Raw genomic sequence first — 15,640 nt, forward strand, 5'->3', positions numbered from 1 at the left:
CACACCGCGGCGGCTCAAGCCGCCGCGGTTGTCTTCAGTTCAAGACCAACATATCCATCGGCGTCACCTCAACAAAACGCGCAGAGCGGTCCAGCTTTACCACTGCGCCACACGCGTTCAGGGTCGCTGCAGGATCGATCGCATCCAGACGATTAAAATCAATCGCATCCCACTGATCTCGGCCTACTAAGACCGAGAGCACGTAGTGATCATCCACCGCACCGGTTGCGGTGTTGTTACGCTGAATGTAGCCCGACACCAGGATCTTCTGGATCGCTGGCAGTAGAGCAAATACCTCTCCTACAACTCGAAACAGAGAGCCATAGCACAGCGCGACAAAGTCTCTGCGTACCTGGGCATCCGAACGATTTTTGAAGGTTAGTTTGCCGTTACCCCGGGCTTCAGCGCTGCGCTGCGGGATATCGCCCTCATCAGGTAAATCAACATCGAGCGCGACGCCGGTAACGTCTTGTGAGAACTCATAGGCCACTTGGGTTTCTTTTGGCCAGGCAATGCCGCTCAACACATAGTCCAGGGCACGTTCCATCTGAGCACTGAAGCCCTTTGCCGCCAGCCGGAATGCTTTCTCGATTTCGGTGCGTTCAAGTTCATGGGCGTCCCGCGTGGACTGCCAGTTCGCGAGGTCTTGTTGATACTGCTCTTCCGCCGACTCAGCCTCACGCTCAATCTTCGCGCTGCGAAGGAGCATTCGATCCATCAAACCCGGTGTTTGCTGAGCAGGCCTGCGGGGCTCTTCAATGGCGAATGGAGCTGGGATTACCGGCATGGCCCCCGGCCGAGGCGTCAGGAGGTGCACGCCTAGGCAGGATTCAAGCTCCTGATTGACCTTATCAGCTGCTTTGGTCAGCAAGTCCTGAATGGAGTCGGCCATCTCGGATTTGACGCGTTTGACGACAGCCGCCGGCAACTCGATGTCATCCATGTCCGTAATCAACAACGTGCCATCGTCGTTTACCTTGACCTTTACCTGGCCCGAGTATTCGCTTCCGGCAGGACCTGGTTGGGAACTACTCGATCTACTGGGCCGGTCGATCCTCTCACGGTATGAAAGACCAGTACCGGGTAACCCAGCATTGAGAAAGGTGCCATTGCGGCCCATCGTCATACTCAAGCCCCGGGGGCCAACTGAAGTGCTGATCCCTTTCCCGCTGATGTTAAGGCGTACGCCAGGCACAATCGTGATTCGCTTGCTGAAACGAAATCCCATGACTACTCCTTGATCCTTATTCCTGGATTCTTTGTTGTTTGAAATGCCGGCATCGGTCGGAGCCCCTACGATAGGCTCGACGTCCATTTACATCGGAGGTCGCGCCTGTGGCAATAGCGCAACCACCGATATATCACTTATGCCCGTCCGGCAATGTAATCGTCGATCGAACTGAATTGCCGATTGCGGCACATCCAGCCTGAGAGGAATACGAATATCGTCGTGGCAAGAACTGCCCAGCCGCGCCGCCGCCGGGCCTCACTTTTGGTGCGGGCACCACCGCACAGCAGGAGGGCCATCATCAGGAGGTAGAAGGTCAGCAGAATGACCTTTGCGAAGAGGGATAGAAGAAAAAACCAGATGCTGTTGCTTCTGTACGTTTGAATAAGCACCTGCAATGACATAAGACCACCAAGGACACAGGCAGCAATGATGGAGTAGTTGCGTGGGACCTCGAGCCAGGCGCTCGCGACGAAATACGCACCAATTCCCAAGATTGGAGTCAAGGTTGTCCAAAGCGCGTCGGTGTAGTCCTGATAGATCGTAATGGTCCCCCGGCGGTGCAGGTAAATGCAGACCAGCAGCAACATTGCCATCACGAACAAGCCAATCTTCAAGTTCAGGATCGCTTGATGATCATCCGCTGCACTTCGCGTCGCTGCCGACTTCACCACGGCAGAGACCATTGGAGAAGAAGCAGCCTTTGAAATCACATTTGTTTCAGATTGATCAACCCGGGTAGCGGCAACGGAGGTTGGCGCTTTAGATGGCAGATCAACCTTGGTGCGTGATAGAGCACTGAGCCGCTCATTCATCGATGCGGATAAGCAACTGGCGGTCTTGCAGTTGTCACGCAGGCGCAACCAGTCTCGTTGGTCTTGACGGACCTGTCCCTTGTTCGGCGCTGCGTCTAGAGCGCGGACATATTCGGAGTTCATCTGCTCATCCAGATGACTGAGTGCAGAATCTGCGCAAATCGATTTCTCAGCAAAGCTTGCAGCTTTGTTGCAATCAAAGCTGGTGGCATTTGAGTGGGCTGAGACTAGGGTGAGCAACATTACGAAAAGGCCAGAGCCGATGTTGAGTCGCGACATATTCGATTTTCCCTTCATTTTGTTTGCTCCAGCGTTTCGCCAGAGCCCTGCCTAACCGCGCTCGTATGCGAACGCCTAGGTGCCTGATGTCTGGCTCTTATTTACGACGTTGGGACCTGAAGAAATGTCGTGCCGTCCCACTTGTAGTTTTCGGTGCTCTGAACACTCGGGCAGCAATCTGCATCATCCGGACCGACGGAGAGAACAGTCAGCCTGACGGTTTGGGGGTCAACAACCTGGATGTCCTGGACACCATTGCCGACTACAGCTTTCCCACGGAACTCCCAGCCTGCCGAACCGCCAATGAACGCGGCAAGTGTTTGGAAGTAGCCATTTCCACCACCCTGGCCTTCGATCGTGTAGAGCACCACAGCATCCTTGATGCCGTCGCTATTCAAGTCTGCAAAGATGATCTGACGGCCGTCCTTGTATTCATCCCCGCCATCCTGAGCAATCTCACTCGCAATCATCCGATCTGCAGATGCAGCAAGATCGGATGGCACTAATGCCTTTGCCTGAACTGCAGGCACAACGGACTGGCTCGCTGGCTCAGCTGCAAAGGTAACTGGAGCGGCCGGAGTCTGAGTCGGTGTGTGAGGAACCTTACCTAACAAGATTGCCTCGGTCTCAGACATTGGCTCGGCAGGCTTAGCAGAAGCGTTGGTGGCCTTAATGCCGGCACTGACCTTTTGAAGCACTGCGGCACGCAGTTCTTGCATGTCTGAAATGTCGAAGAGTTGGTTGCGGGTATTTCCGAACGGTTGGGCTTCCCCCAGGAACCATCGCGCAAAAAAACCGGGACGTTTGTTTTCTTGTTGGTCGACCAGGTGGTCAATCAGCTCATTGGCGGTTTTTGAGAAGCGTTCAAATCCATCCTTGCCAACGACCTGCACGATCGAGTCCTTTTCCCGGTCAATATTACTGCGCGCGAGCTCGAGCATGACAATGTTCGTGTCGACCAGTTTGCTTTCGCACTCGTTCGTATAATTTCCAAGGCATGCCTGCCTGTATTCTTGAACTGCGTTGTTGGCCTTGAAGTCGTTGTAGGCTCCGCAGCCTGACATGGACACCAAAACACCTACAGCTACAACCCCACGAAACATGCCCATCCAAATATCCTTTTAAACCCGAGAACCGGTGGACTGCCGTGGAGATCGCCAGCAGTCGTTCCTAATGTTGAAGAGATCAAACCGCCGCCCACATGACCCATTCCGAGGTCATTCTGTAGGCAAGAAAAAGCCCCCGGTTCGCGGGGGCTTTCTCAAGCCTTCCGGCTTAGCCGATGTTCACGCCCATCGATTTAGCCAGAGGGGCCAGGCCGCCCGCAAAACCTTGGCCGATCGCCTTGAACTTGAACTCGTCGCCATTGCGGTACAGCTCGCCGAAGATCATGGCGGTTTCGGTCGAAGCGTCTTCGCTCAGGTCGTAGCGCGCCAGTTCTTTGCCGTCAGCCTTGTTCACCACACGGATGTAAGCGTTGGCAACTTGGCCGAAGCTCTGCTTGCGTGCTTCAGCGTCGTGAATGGTCACGGCGAATACCAGTTTCTTCACAGCGGCAGCCAGACCGGTCAACTTGACGTTGGCTTGCTCGTCATCACCGGCGCCTTCGCCGGACTGGTTGTCGCCCAGGTGTTCAACCGAACCGTCAGCCGATTTTTTGTTGTTGTAGAAAATGAAGCTGGCGTCGTCGAGGACTTGGCCGCTTTCACCCAGGATGAAGATCGACGCGTCGAGGTCGAATTTCGAGCCGTCGGTAACTCGTGCGTCCCAACCCAGACCTACAGTGACTTCGGTCAGGCCTGGAGCCTCTTTAGACAAACTTACGTTCCCACCTTTCTGCAAAGATACGGCCATTTTTGATTCCTTTTAGTGAGGTTGAAAGGCCTTTAATACAAGGCCAATCAGGAAAAATATTTAATTAAATCAACGACCTACGCGCTAGAAGTTCATGCCGTAGTTATTGGCAAGAGCTTTCAAGCCACCGGCATAGCCCTGGCCAACAGCGCGGAATTTCCACTCGCCACCGTTGCGGTACAGCTCAGCAAACACCATCGCAGTTTCGGTCGAAGCGTCTTCTGCCAGGTCGTAACGAACGACTTCCGCGCTGGTCGTATCGTTAACGATACGAATGAAGGAACCGCCGACCTGACCGAAGCTTTGCTTACGTACTTCAGCATCGTGAATGGTAACGATGAAGACGACTTTGTCCACGTCGGCCGGGATGCGGCTCAGGTCAACCTTGATTACTTCGTCGTCGCCATCGCCCGCACCGGTGCGGTTATCGCCAGTGTGCTCAACCGAACCGTCAACGCTTTTCAGCTGGTTGTAGAAAATGAAGTCGGCTTCGCCGCGTACTTTGCCATTTGCTGCCAGCAATAGCGCACTGGCGTCCAGGTCGAACTCAGCACCATCAGTAGCACGCGGGTCCCAGCCCAGGCCTACCAAGATTTTGGTCAGGCTCGGGTCGGTTTTGGTCAACGAAAGATTGCCACCTTTCTGTAGGGTCAACGCCATGGGTATTACTCCTTGTGGTATGGGCTGTTACTCAGCGGTTTCAGGTTGAGCTTCTTCCTTGCCTGGGAAGACAAGGCTTGCAACCACACCAATCGCCAGTACAACCATAACGATCAGCAGGCTGGTGTTTGCATCGATTGTGTAGCCATGGTGGAACATGTGGTCGGTTGCGTTCAGGCCGAGTTTAATGGCGATGAAGAACAGCAGCGCGACTACAGATTTTTCCAGGTGGACCAGGTAGCGTTTCAGCGCTTCGAGCACGAAGTACATGGTACGCAGACCCAGGATCGCAAACAGCATGGCAGAGTAGACGATCAGGGGCTCACGGCTAACCGCGATCACCGCCGGCACAGAGTCGAACGCGAACAACACGTCAGACACTTCGGCCACTACAAGGCAAAGGAACAGCGGGGTCGCAAAAATCGTTCCTTTTGCTGCCAGAGTCATGCCTTTGTTCTCAGGCTTCTGGAGTTCCACCTCCAGCTGCTTACGGCTGACGAAGAAATTATGGCCATGGAGTTTCGGCCACACAGGGAACAACTTCTGGGCGAAGCGGTAAGCCATATGCTTGGAGTAGTCCTCTTCCTCTTCATCATCACCGCCGGCGCGCAGCATCATAACTGCGGTCCAAGCCACGATCACTGCGAAGACGATTTCGACCCACGGACCGAAAGCCAACAGGCCGGTACCAATGGCAACGAAGATGCCGCGGAACACAATGGCGCCGATAATGCCCCAATACAGGACTCGGTGACGCATGCCATCTGGCACTTTGAACCATGCGAAAATCGCCATGAACACGAACAGGTTGTCGACGCTCAGAACTTTTTCCAGGGCGTAGCCAGTTACAAACAGGCTGGCGACTTCAGGGCCGTGCTGTACGTATAAGAAGCCGGCGAACGCTAACGAGATAGCGATCCAGAAGATCGACCAAATCGAAGCCTTAGCCAGGGAAATTGGCTTGTCACCGCGGTGAGTAACCATGTCGAGGAGAAGCGCGCCGAGCGCGATCCCGACGAATACCGCCATGGTCAGCGGAGGGAAACCGATTTGAGTGTCCAAAGTAACGCTCCTTAGAGTTCAAAATCAGCTGGGTTAAGGCCCAGCTCAAGGCAGACCAAACGGCAGGCCGCTTTTTCTTGGGCGTCAAAGTCGCCGTCCGACGCACCGATGGCACAGCCCACGCGCACCAGGAGTCGGGACGCGCCGGCATCGTTCTTGATCTTGCCGATGACCTTCAGTGCTTCGGCTTGGCCGAGTTGAAAGTCGAACTCGAACTTTTCACAGTGTGCGTTGAACGCCTTGATCACATCGCCCATGTCGAAAACTTTCAACTCAGGCGAGTTTTGGATGAAGCCGGTCATCTTCTGTTTTTCCTCAGAAGAGATACCGCCGGATGCAGCTGAGATGAGAGCGCAATTGGCGGTCATCGCATCTAGAAATTTCTGATTCTTGAACTTCGAAACTTCGGTAGTTAGTGCTTCACGCGCTGCTGCTGCGTTTTGCTTAAGCCATGCAAACATGTTGTGTTCCCCCAAGGGCGGGGTCGTATGACCCCGCCATGATTTCTATTTGGACCCTGCAGTCCACCTCATGCCCCAGCCATAAGCCTGGTCCATGAGTTTGTGGCCTCGGTGGAAGTCCACCCGCCGAGAGACCTTAACGGCACCGTTCACGTTTTCAAGCATCGCTATGGCACACATTGGTTCACGGCCACCCTCTTCATTGAGACGCACCTCAATGTCAGGCTGACCAGGAATGTAAATAGTCACCACTCCATCGGTTTCTTTCCAAGAAGGCGAGCCCTCATAGATGAAGGCGAACACTAAAATGCGGCGAATTTCACTCCATTGTTTGCCATTGATATGCAACCACTCGCCACCGGAAACAGAGCCAGTACGGTCATCGCCCATCAGCTGTATGTATGGTTCCCGATTGAGACTGCCGAAGGACTCCCCGAGGGCTTGAACAACGCCCTTCTCGCCGTCTTGCAGCTCGTACAGGCAACCAACGTCCAGGTCGACGGATTGGCTTCGCTTGAAGAAGCCGCCCGAGCTGCCTTTGTTCCAGTTCAAGTTCACCTTGATTTCGCCGAAACCGGCTGCCGTCTTTTCAAGACTGATAGACGATCGTGTTTTATCGAGGGTGACCTTGCTCAGACTAATCGTAGATTTAGGTGCAGCGGCCGGAGCAGGCGGCGGCGTTTGTACCACTGGAGCAGGTGCAGGTGCAGGGGCCGGCGCTGGTGCGGCGACCTCTACACCAAAGTGCTTGGCCAACGGCTCAAGGCCGCCATTGAAGCCCTGGGCCACACAGCGGAATTTCCAGTCACCATTTCGGCGATAAAATTCGCCGAGGATGAGTGCTGTTTCCTTCATGCCACCGGTTGGGATTTGAGCTTCAATTCCACCCGTCACCACAACCGAAAGTTGTGACACGCGCTCAAAGCTCGCCTTGTTCTCGTAGATCGTGGCAGTGAGCGCCACTTTCTCAACTGCAGACTCAAGACGACTCGTATCGAGTGAAAATACTGCGCGCCCAGCCGAGGATTCGGTCAGCTGAACAGCGCCACCCAGAATTTGAGGCTGGCCATAGAAACACATGTCGCCATCGCCTCGGACTTTGGCCGAGGCGCCCAGTGCGAAGGCCGATACGTCAATGTCGGCCCCCGGGATAGGCGAGTAATTGATATCAACGCGAAGCTGGCCGCTGGCAACCGGCGCATTACCACCAGGTACGAGATTAGCCATTAGCGTAACGCCTGAACGGCCAGAGTGATCAGGTCGTCAGCAGTACGACCATTCGTGGTGGTGCCGATCGCCTTGAATTCCCAGTCGCCATTTTCGCGAGCCAGGCTCGCCATGACGATGCCGGTGTGCCCACCTTTTTCAGAAAGGTTGAAGCGTGCCAGCTCGGTGTTGTTGCTGCCATTCACGATACGGCAGTAGGCCTTTTCGACCTTCTCAAAAGACTGGCCCGTGAATGAATTAACGGTAAAAATCAAGTACTTAACGGAGGCTGGCAGGCGCTGCAGGTCGACATTAATGGTCTCGTCATCGCCTTCGCCATCGCCGGTACGATTGTCACCGGAGTGCTTGATCGAACCGTCCTGGGACTTCAGTTGGCGGAACCACACCAGGTCGATTTTTTGGTAATCGCTGTTCAGCAAAATGCAGGAAGCGTCGAGGTCGATCTCGGAACCACCACCAAACATCTTGCCGAGGAAACCGCCCGCCTTGACTGGGTCCCAACCCAAACCAAGGCTGATGCTGGTCAGCGAACTGCCGGCCGTTTTAGCTAGGGAGATGGATTGCTGTTTTTGCAGGGTAAGTGCCATGGTTACGCTCCTTGTTGGTCATCAGTGTTCGCGTGTCGATCAGGGTTGACCGCCACTTGCAGGTTAGCGTGCGCGACATTGCTCACACCCAAATTCCCGCTTCTATCTGCCCGCAGGCGAAGACGGCGCCATGCGGGGTGAAAGTGTCGCCAGTGTGCTTCTTGCGCCGCGGCCAACAACTCGAAATCACCGCGGGTGTCACCCCATGCTTTAAGCCGGTACTGGCCGAGCGGCCCATACACAGCCTCAAGTCTGAGTACTTTGTTCTCGCATCTGCAGTTGTTGCCAGTCATGCGTCCGGTCAACAGACCGTCTACCGCCTCAAGCTCGGTGCCGATCAACTTGATGCCAAGTCGATCCGCAAACGGCTGGAGCACCAACGCTGGGGACGCGGAGCAGAGAGTAACTACTGCACCTGCCTCTACTTCGGCGGCGACAGATTTTAAACCTGAAGGGCGCATGAGCTGTTCCCAAAACAACCCGCAGAATTTCACGGCCTGCTCCTGCACCCATTTCATTTCTACGCCTGTAAGAAACGTGCTGATCAGCTGTGCTTTCAACTCATCACGATTCAAACGCCGAGCCAGGAATCGAACGCTTGGCAGCGCAAGCCGCAAAATGCGTCGATTGAATTCCCGGGGTCCGAAGGCAAACTTCAGGAATGGGACGAAGCTATCGTGCCGGGTCAGCGTGCCGTCGAAGTCAAAAACCGACAGCACCTGACGCCTTTGCCCGCCAGCATCGTCAAATCCCATTGTCATCGCGCGGCCTCGGCCAAACGGATAGGCGCCTCAATAGGTCCTACATCCGGTTGCCGAACTCCGTGCCACTCTGCTCTTTCAAGGATGTTGACCGCCCATTTGTAATGGGTCGCAGGCTCGCACATGGCATCGTTGTGCTTGAACACTGCCGGAGCAACTTCACTGACAATCATCCTGGCGCAGTTGAGGTCTTCGAGGCTTACGCGCAACGCGTCCTGGATCGTGTTGATCTGAGATGGATGAATCGCCGTCTTCCCTACCAAGCCATGGGCGATGTCGAGTTCCAGCTCCTCCATCAGCAAATGCGGTGTCGCGAGTTGTTCGAACACCGGTGCCGTCAGTGCGAAACCTTGAGACCCCATGACGCCTGCCAACATTGGGATCACGTAGCCCATTGGGGTGCTGTAGAGCGTTGTTGCGGGATTGCGACGAAGTCCAAGACTTCCCATCAGGTCGTTCCCGCCGATACGTAGGGCGATAATTCGCTGATTCAGGTTCGCCTTCAGCGCCTGGCCCAACTCGACCATTCCACCTGGGTTGAACACGTCTGTAGTTTCCAGCGTCGGCATGAGGTACAGCGCCGGGTTTGTAACGGCCTGTTCCCAATCTCCAAGGTTGCGCAGGGTCAATTTCGGCACAACGAACCCATCGACGTGGGCCATCAATGGCCATTCATTCAGCACGGCAGCCATCACCGAGTCTCGGGGGCGAACAAACAGCAGCGGACCATCAGACGGACGCCCACCGCGCTCGTTGATCGCGGTCAACAGGCCATGCAGATTTTTCAACGCCGTGTCGACGTCAATTTCCGCGACCGCATCCTCCAAGCAAACAACCAGAGAACGCAGTTCAGGCAGTTTTGTGCGGAAAACCACTTCCAGCAGATCCGCACGTGTGGCCGGCATGTAGAGCGTTGCCCCCAGGGCATAAGGAGAAAGGACTTTCATCAGCTCACACTCCGAATGATGGTAACCGCCCGGTAAGGGCCCAATGCAGCACCGACCTCTTCCACAGCCACCCCAGCGCCCTCAGTCAGGTGCATGAGCAACTGAACATCGCTGTCGCTACGGCTGCGAACCAAGACGTGATCCGGTACGCGACGCAGTACCGCGCGGGTTGCTTCGGCAATACCTGGCTTTACTCGGTTGAGATTGGTAATGCCGAACTGGGAGGCCAGCGACTTGACTACGTGCGCAGCTGCACCCTGCAATTCAAAACGCTGGGTGTCGGTCCATGGCGAGGCTTGAGGAACCGCCCCCAGCGCCTTTCGCTTCTCGTCGATCTGCTCGATGAACTCGCGGGTTAAATCGTGCTCACGCAGATGGTCGTAAACCACACAACCATGCAGGCCTCCATTCGCGGGCCAGATGGAGCGCGAAACCAGACCAGACACCGTCGCACCAAGGATGCCGGAGGGGATAACCCAGTCTTCAGCCGACGCGGACAACCACGCCCGGCCGCAGGGATCTGCCAGCACAACAAGCCGAGGTTCCTCAGGAAAGCGTGAGTCGCCATTGAGGCTGCGCTGAATCTCACCAGAGATAGCGCCCTTCCCTGTCCAGCCATCGACGAAGACGATGTTCTCGGCACCATGTGCCTGAATGATGGCTTCGAGGGCGACCTTATCTATCCCCCGATCCCGAACGATGCTGATTCCGTAGTGGTGCGCATCTCGACCCATGTCGAGCAGGGCCCGACGCAACAACACGCCGAGCGGCAGGCCAGCACGAACGAAAGACACGAGAACAATTGACGGACCCGTGCATGCCTCGCTCAGCGCCAGCGCCAGGGACTGAACGTCCATGGCCATGCGGGTACCGTTTTGTTCAAGTGCGCGCTCGTATAGGGCTTTATGCACGTCAGTCGGCGCACTCTCCAGGCTGATCATTTCGGAGTAGTGCTTCTGCTTCGACTGAATCAGACGCTCCTTCTCCAAGACATCAGTGGTTTCCATCTGAACGGCCTGCAGCAGAAACTGAACATCATCTGCTGCATAGCTGCCGCTCCCTACGGTAACCAGACCCGCAACGGCCTTAGTCATGGATTTTCACCCCAACCAGCTTGGCCAATTGGCTACGCGCAGGGGTCGCCCACATATGACACTCCTGCATGAAACCGAGGTCAGTGATGCTGTCCCCAAAGCCCAGCACAGGACGCTCACCATTGGCCTCACGATCACGGCGCAACAATTCTTGAACGGCCACTTCCTTCGACAGGCCCAGCGGCAAGAACGCGAGGTTGTTGGAATTTCCGTGGATGTGCATCCCTTCCAGTAAACCGCGAGCCTGTACTTCCGCGAGTACCGTTTGCAGGACTTCATCGTTGGATTCGTTGTGCTTGGTCACCACGTAGTGGCGCAGGCCTTCTTCCTCGACAACCCATCCGCGCAAGGAAATGCCAAGCTCCTTACCAATGGCGAGGGTTGCTTCACTGAGGCCTGGCAAGCGAGCCTGATAGTCAGCAAGAACATCGCTCATGCGTGCTTGCCATTCCTCGTCAAGCTTTCCATCAGGACCAAGGATCACGCCGCCATGGGAGCAGACGGCACCGTGCATGAAAGGCAGTTGCACACGACTGAATGCTTCAACGCTGCGCGCTGTAACTGGGATCACGTCGGTTGTGGATAGGAGCCAATGGGCAAGGGAATGTTGGACAGTGCTCATGTAGCCATTGGGTTGACCCTCGATATCGAGAGTCGCAGTGACCCGCGGCAAACCTTCTGGCATTTTGCGAGCAGTCTGGAACAGGGTGTCGTCGAGATCGACCAGGGCGAGGGGGCGCTTATTGACCATCGACAATCACCTCCGCGTTCAGGGATTCAATCAGCGAGGCGGACACAGCCTGCACAGGTGTTTCCGAGCAAATCAGGACGCGATCAAACTGTCCGGGGCTCACGTTGTAGAGGAAGTTGGGGATACCGAGACCGTAGTTGTCCGCGAACGACAACACGTGACCGATGGCATGGCCCAGAGCGATTGGCGAGCGACTGGTTGAACTGAAATGCACATCTGCGCCAGCACGCTCTAAGCGTTCAGCGAGCAGAAATGGACGCCAGACGAATTCACTGGTACCGACCACAAGTACGCGCTCACCTGCTTTGACGTTCAGGTCCAGAGCCAGGGTGTCTTCTACGACGCGAATACCATGACGCCCCCAGTCACTCTCCGCCATCAACGGCCACTCACCAGGCTCGATGGTACCAACGGCCGGCATTTCCGGTAGCGGCGCCTCAGCGTCCTCGTGGAAGGTGTACGAACCCTGCAACAGCGATACCTGATGTGCCGAGTCCCCAATGGTTTTGCGAACAGCATCGCCGGACCAATCCGTCAGTACGCACGTCACCACGCGCTCGACCTGGGTCAGGCCGGCATCGACCAGCGCACGGTGAAGATTGATGAAAGTTTTGCCGGTGGAGGCTTCGTCGTCGACCAGCACCAGCGAACGGGCATTCAACATCATTTCCCGAACATCGGGATCGACAGGCAGATGAATGAGATGAGCGCTGGCGTGGCTATGCTCTTCTTCAAAACGGGCGAACAATTCATTGCCCGTCGGGTGACGTGTGCTGACCATGTAGACGGTGTCAGGGCGGGTCGCGCTGAAGGCACGATGTACGCCGGCACCCAAGCCAACTGCTGTTTCCGCCATGCCGATAACGAGCACAGGCCCTGGCAGATCTTCAGGTATTTGCGCCGCGAGACTGTGAAAGCTCGCGTTCATGATCGAAGGACGCACAGGGATATGGCGGCCCAGTACTTTGGACACGAATAGAAACGCACGCTTGGGATTACGGCGCTCGGCGAAACCGAACAATGAGCCCGGGTCGATCTGTGAGGCATCGACGGTGACATCGAGACGCCCGCGCATCAGTTGTGCGCTTAGCGCTTTTGTTACTGCGTTACTTTCCATGAAACAAATTCCTAGGTTAGCGTGAGGTCGATAACCTAACGTCTCGTCCGCAGCTTTCAAGTCAAAATAGGGGCTAAAAATTCTTGGCTTCGACGCGCCACATAGATGCTTGGGCCGAGCGAGCTAATTCAGCAGTGGTGAACGTCTTGCTGTTGGATGTTTGAGGTGCATCGACGCGGCACGCATCCAGAAAGGAGAGGAGCAACGACGCCTTAACCGCAAAATTCATATTTTGAGCATCAGGCATTGTCGACGTGACCAAACCGACTACGGCACCTGATGAATCAAACAAGGGAGATCCGCTAGAGCCTGGTTGAATGGCCGCGGTAAATTGCAAAAGGCTTGAATCGTTGTGGAGGCCAAACAACGCCGACACACCACCCTGGGTAACGTGCACACCGCCGCCGGCAAAACCTGACAACGGGAAACCCAAAGCAACAACAGATTCGCCTAGGTCACAGCCAAAGCCCTTTTTGAAGGACACTGGTTTCAATGTGGGGGATTCCATGACTCTGAGGAGAGCGATGTCGTTACGCTGATCGATTACGACTGGCTCCGCACGATAACGACCCTCAAAGGAGGAAATAGATATCTCACTCATACCCTCGATTACGTGGGCACAGGTGAGCACATGGTTCTGCGAAACAGCGAAGCCGGTACCGGTTGCTCCCGTGCGCGATCGATCAGGATCACCTGTACGACTGCGCCCTTTGGGATGAGCGTCATTGATATCGATGCCAATCCGACGCCCAAGGGCTGCCAACCCATAAGCCGAACCCTCAGCTAGGGCACGAAACTTCCATTGCTGATTACGGATGTAGAACTCGCCGATGATGATCGCCGCTTCACCGTTATCGTGAAGGTCCAATCGGTATTCGATCTGTTCGTCCACAAGCAAATGCAACGAACGAAGCTCGCTTACCGGGCCGGCTGCGGAAAATGTGTACGCGATAAGAAGCACCCGATCGCTGCCGGGCGGGAGGGCTGACAGGTTCAACTTACAACCAACCTTCGCTTGGTCGCCGCTCCACTCCATCCATGACTGTGTAGTCTGGAATAGTGCAGCCTCACCAGTGGGTTGGCGTTTGTCATTTACCGGCAGTATGGCAATCGCCGCGTACTCCCCGAAAGCCGAGGAGTTTCCGCATTCCAGAGTCCATTCACTCCGTGCACCTGATACCGCGGTGTTTACGCCTGGCGCGAGCACCATCATTCCTTGATTACTCCTTGAGTGCTAAAACCACCGCGCTGCAATGGTACCAAACTTCAGGTTTCTCGATGCCTCAGGATGTCATTTTGGCACTACAGCTGCAACGGTGACCCCTTTCACACGTACGTCTGGCCGCCAAACGGTAGCTGGCTCAGGGAGATTCAGGCGGCGAGTAGCAAATATGCCCGCCAAATTGACGCCAGCCTCCCGGGTATAACCAACGCCACCAGAGTAGCGCGGGTTGATTTCCAACAAGTGGGGTATACCCTGCGCATCATCCTTTGTCTGAACGTTCACAATGCCGTCACACTGGAAATGCTCGGCCGCTTTGAGTGCAAGCTCAACCGCTGCACCATCGTTTTCAAAAATCTGATGGACGCCGGTCTTCCTCCGGGCCACGAACGCGATCGCTCGGCCAGCCTCGCAGACCATATCGACCGAACACTCGCTCCCGGGCATGTAAGGCATCACAAGCATCGCTGGCGGCGTTGCTCTTTCGCTGTAAGCACGCATGTATGTAGCGAAATTCGCAACCCGTGCATCGGGATCAGCAAAGCAGCGAAAGGGATCAGCACCCTCTTTGAAACGCCAAAAGCCTTGGCCATAGATGCCGACTGCAGGTTTTACGCAGACCTCACCCGACGCCGAAAGAGTTTCGTAAGCAGCAAACATATCCTCAGCATTCGTAGCAGTGATCGCCGGCACGCAAGCCAAGCCAGCACGCTCTGCCTCAGCAGTAAACCTGCTCTTGTCATCAACGAGGTCGAAGGTTCGCATCGATGTCCCACCGGTTACCAGCACCAGGCCAGCTTCCTCGAATCGAGCCCGGGCCTGCTCAAATACACCCCCCAATCGACCTGCCAGGATTACTTTGATGCCATAGGTGCGTGCAGTCGAAATCACCCACGAGATCCGCTCTTCAGCACCACGAGGCTCGGTGAAACTAATATCTGCACCGGCCGTGATTTCAGGGCGATCGTCGCGATGCGAGGCGAAAATCTTCACCTCAGGTGGCAGCGCATCACGCGCACCTTGAATAATGTCGCGCTGGCTAGACTGCCCTTCGAGAAACCAAATCATGTTTTAACCTCACTTGTAGATGTGCACTGACAGTCAAACCCGATGACGGGGACTGACAGCATCCGATAAGTTCAACCGGAACATAACGAGTCCGGCCGTAGCGTCAAGGCAATGCAGCGCGTTGTTCCAGGAGAGCGTCATCACGAGACAAGCTCCCATCCACAATTTCGGTTTTCAGCTTTTAAACTGGACCGCTTGCATGCGGTTCCTGCGCTCGTAAAATAATTCGGGACGGTGGTGGTGAGGCAAAACTAGGCGAGGTCAGCCGGAGAAAAACAAACAGCATCGTCATTTTCGAGTCGAGTCCAGTTAAGAATGGGCACCGATCGCAACATTTTTCTAACAATTCTGCAGCGACATCAAGTAAATCGTCCACAGACATTCTATTTCAGCGTATGAAGCTGCAGGGCAACTGAAGCTCACCCCGTACCGTCCTCAAGTTTTGAACCAGTATCGACCCCGGGATAATCTATACCACCACCTGGAGTCCGGCGACTAAAGGGTCAA

General features: G+C 55.4%; 16 protein-coding genes. All 16 read right to left on the bottom strand.

Translation table 11 applies throughout. The features are described 5' to 3' along the window. Positions 1-34: 34 nt before the first annotated feature. The gene (locus P5706_RS33395) at positions 35-1,228 is read right to left on the bottom strand and encodes a DUF4236 domain-containing protein (RefSeq protein WP_080896062.1); all 1,194 of its coding nucleotides are present in this window, start codon (positions 1,226-1,228) and stop codon (positions 35-37) included. Between the two features lie 137 nt (positions 1,229-1,365). Continuing rightward, positions 1,366-2,322 carry a lysozyme inhibitor LprI family protein gene (locus tag P5706_RS33400; protein ID WP_162184592.1) on the bottom strand — a complete coding sequence of 319 codons (957 nt, stop codon included), beginning with the start codon at positions 2,320-2,322 and terminating at the stop codon, positions 1,366-1,368. Positions 2,323-2,423: 101 nt separating this feature from the next. Further along, on the bottom strand, positions 2,424-3,431 hold the full coding sequence (locus P5706_RS33405) for a hypothetical protein (protein WP_095668235.1): 1,008 nt from the start codon (positions 3,429-3,431) through the stop codon (positions 2,424-2,426). A gap of 166 nt (positions 3,432-3,597) precedes the next feature. Further along, positions 3,598-4,176 carry a TerD family protein gene (locus P5706_RS33410; RefSeq protein WP_033896483.1) on the bottom strand — a complete coding sequence of 193 codons (579 nt, stop codon included), beginning with the start codon at positions 4,174-4,176 and terminating at the stop codon, positions 3,598-3,600. 84 nt (positions 4,177-4,260) lie between these two features. Further along, positions 4,261-4,836 (bottom strand): TerD family protein, encoded by a 576-nt coding sequence (locus P5706_RS33415; RefSeq protein WP_042561212.1) that lies wholly within the window; start codon positions 4,834-4,836, stop codon positions 4,261-4,263. Between the two features lie 27 nt (positions 4,837-4,863). After that, complete coding sequence (locus P5706_RS33420) at positions 4,864-5,865, bottom strand: TerC/Alx family metal homeostasis membrane protein (RefSeq protein ID WP_042562209.1); 1,002 nt, start codon at positions 5,863-5,865, stop codon at positions 4,864-4,866. A 44-nt stretch (positions 5,866-5,909) separates the two neighbouring features. Then, complete coding sequence (locus P5706_RS33425; protein ID WP_033896478.1) at positions 5,910-6,359, bottom strand: tellurite resistance TerB family protein; 450 nt, start codon at positions 6,357-6,359, stop codon at positions 5,910-5,912. 45 nt (positions 6,360-6,404) lie between these two features. Beyond that, positions 6,405-7,586, bottom strand: coding sequence for a TerD family protein (locus P5706_RS33430; RefSeq protein ID WP_033896477.1), 1,182 nt, complete (start codon positions 7,584-7,586; stop codon positions 6,405-6,407). Continuing rightward, entirely contained in the window at positions 7,586-8,173 is a 588-nt protein-coding gene (locus tag P5706_RS33435) for a TerD family protein (protein WP_033896476.1), read from the bottom strand. Before P5706_RS33435 ends, P5706_RS33430 begins: the two co-directional genes overlap by 1 nt. Before the next feature lie 2 nt (positions 8,174-8,175). Continuing rightward, complete coding sequence (locus P5706_RS33440; RefSeq protein ID WP_042561213.1) at positions 8,176-8,934, bottom strand: HAD family hydrolase; 759 nt, start codon at positions 8,932-8,934, stop codon at positions 8,176-8,178. Next, entirely contained in the window at positions 8,931-9,881 is a 951-nt protein-coding gene (locus P5706_RS33445; RefSeq protein WP_042561214.1) for an HpcH/HpaI aldolase/citrate lyase family protein, read from the bottom strand. Before P5706_RS33445 ends, P5706_RS33440 begins: the two co-directional genes overlap by 4 nt. Then, complete coding sequence (locus P5706_RS33450; RefSeq protein WP_042561215.1) at positions 9,881-10,975, bottom strand: cysteine protease StiP family protein; 1,095 nt, start codon at positions 10,973-10,975, stop codon at positions 9,881-9,883. Before P5706_RS33450 ends, P5706_RS33445 begins: the two co-directional genes overlap by 1 nt. Further along, positions 10,968-11,726, bottom strand: a complete 759-nt coding sequence (locus P5706_RS33455; protein WP_033896472.1) for an HAD family hydrolase — start codon at positions 11,724-11,726, stop codon at positions 10,968-10,970. The genes P5706_RS33450 and P5706_RS33455 overlap by 8 nt, the downstream gene beginning before the upstream one ends. Continuing rightward, a complete protein-coding gene (locus P5706_RS33460) occupies positions 11,716-12,843 on the bottom strand; it encodes a phosphoribosyltransferase domain-containing protein (RefSeq protein WP_042561216.1) in 1,128 nt (375 codons plus the stop codon). The genes P5706_RS33455 and P5706_RS33460 overlap by 11 nt, the downstream gene beginning before the upstream one ends. Positions 12,844-12,916: 73 nt before the next feature. After that, positions 12,917-14,056, bottom strand: coding sequence for a trypsin-like peptidase domain-containing protein (locus P5706_RS33465; RefSeq protein WP_042561217.1), 1,140 nt, complete (start codon positions 14,054-14,056; stop codon positions 12,917-12,919). A 78-nt stretch (positions 14,057-14,134) separates the two neighbouring features. Beyond that, complete coding sequence (locus tag P5706_RS33470) at positions 14,135-15,133, bottom strand: ATP-grasp domain-containing protein (RefSeq protein ID WP_033896469.1); 999 nt, start codon at positions 15,131-15,133, stop codon at positions 14,135-14,137. Positions 15,134-15,640 lie beyond the last annotated feature (507 nt).

The sequence above is a fragment of the Pseudomonas sp. ChxA genome (assembly GCF_030263855.1).
Taxonomy (GTDB): Bacteria; Pseudomonadota; Gammaproteobacteria; order Pseudomonadales; family Pseudomonadaceae; genus Aquipseudomonas; species Aquipseudomonas fluorescens_CB.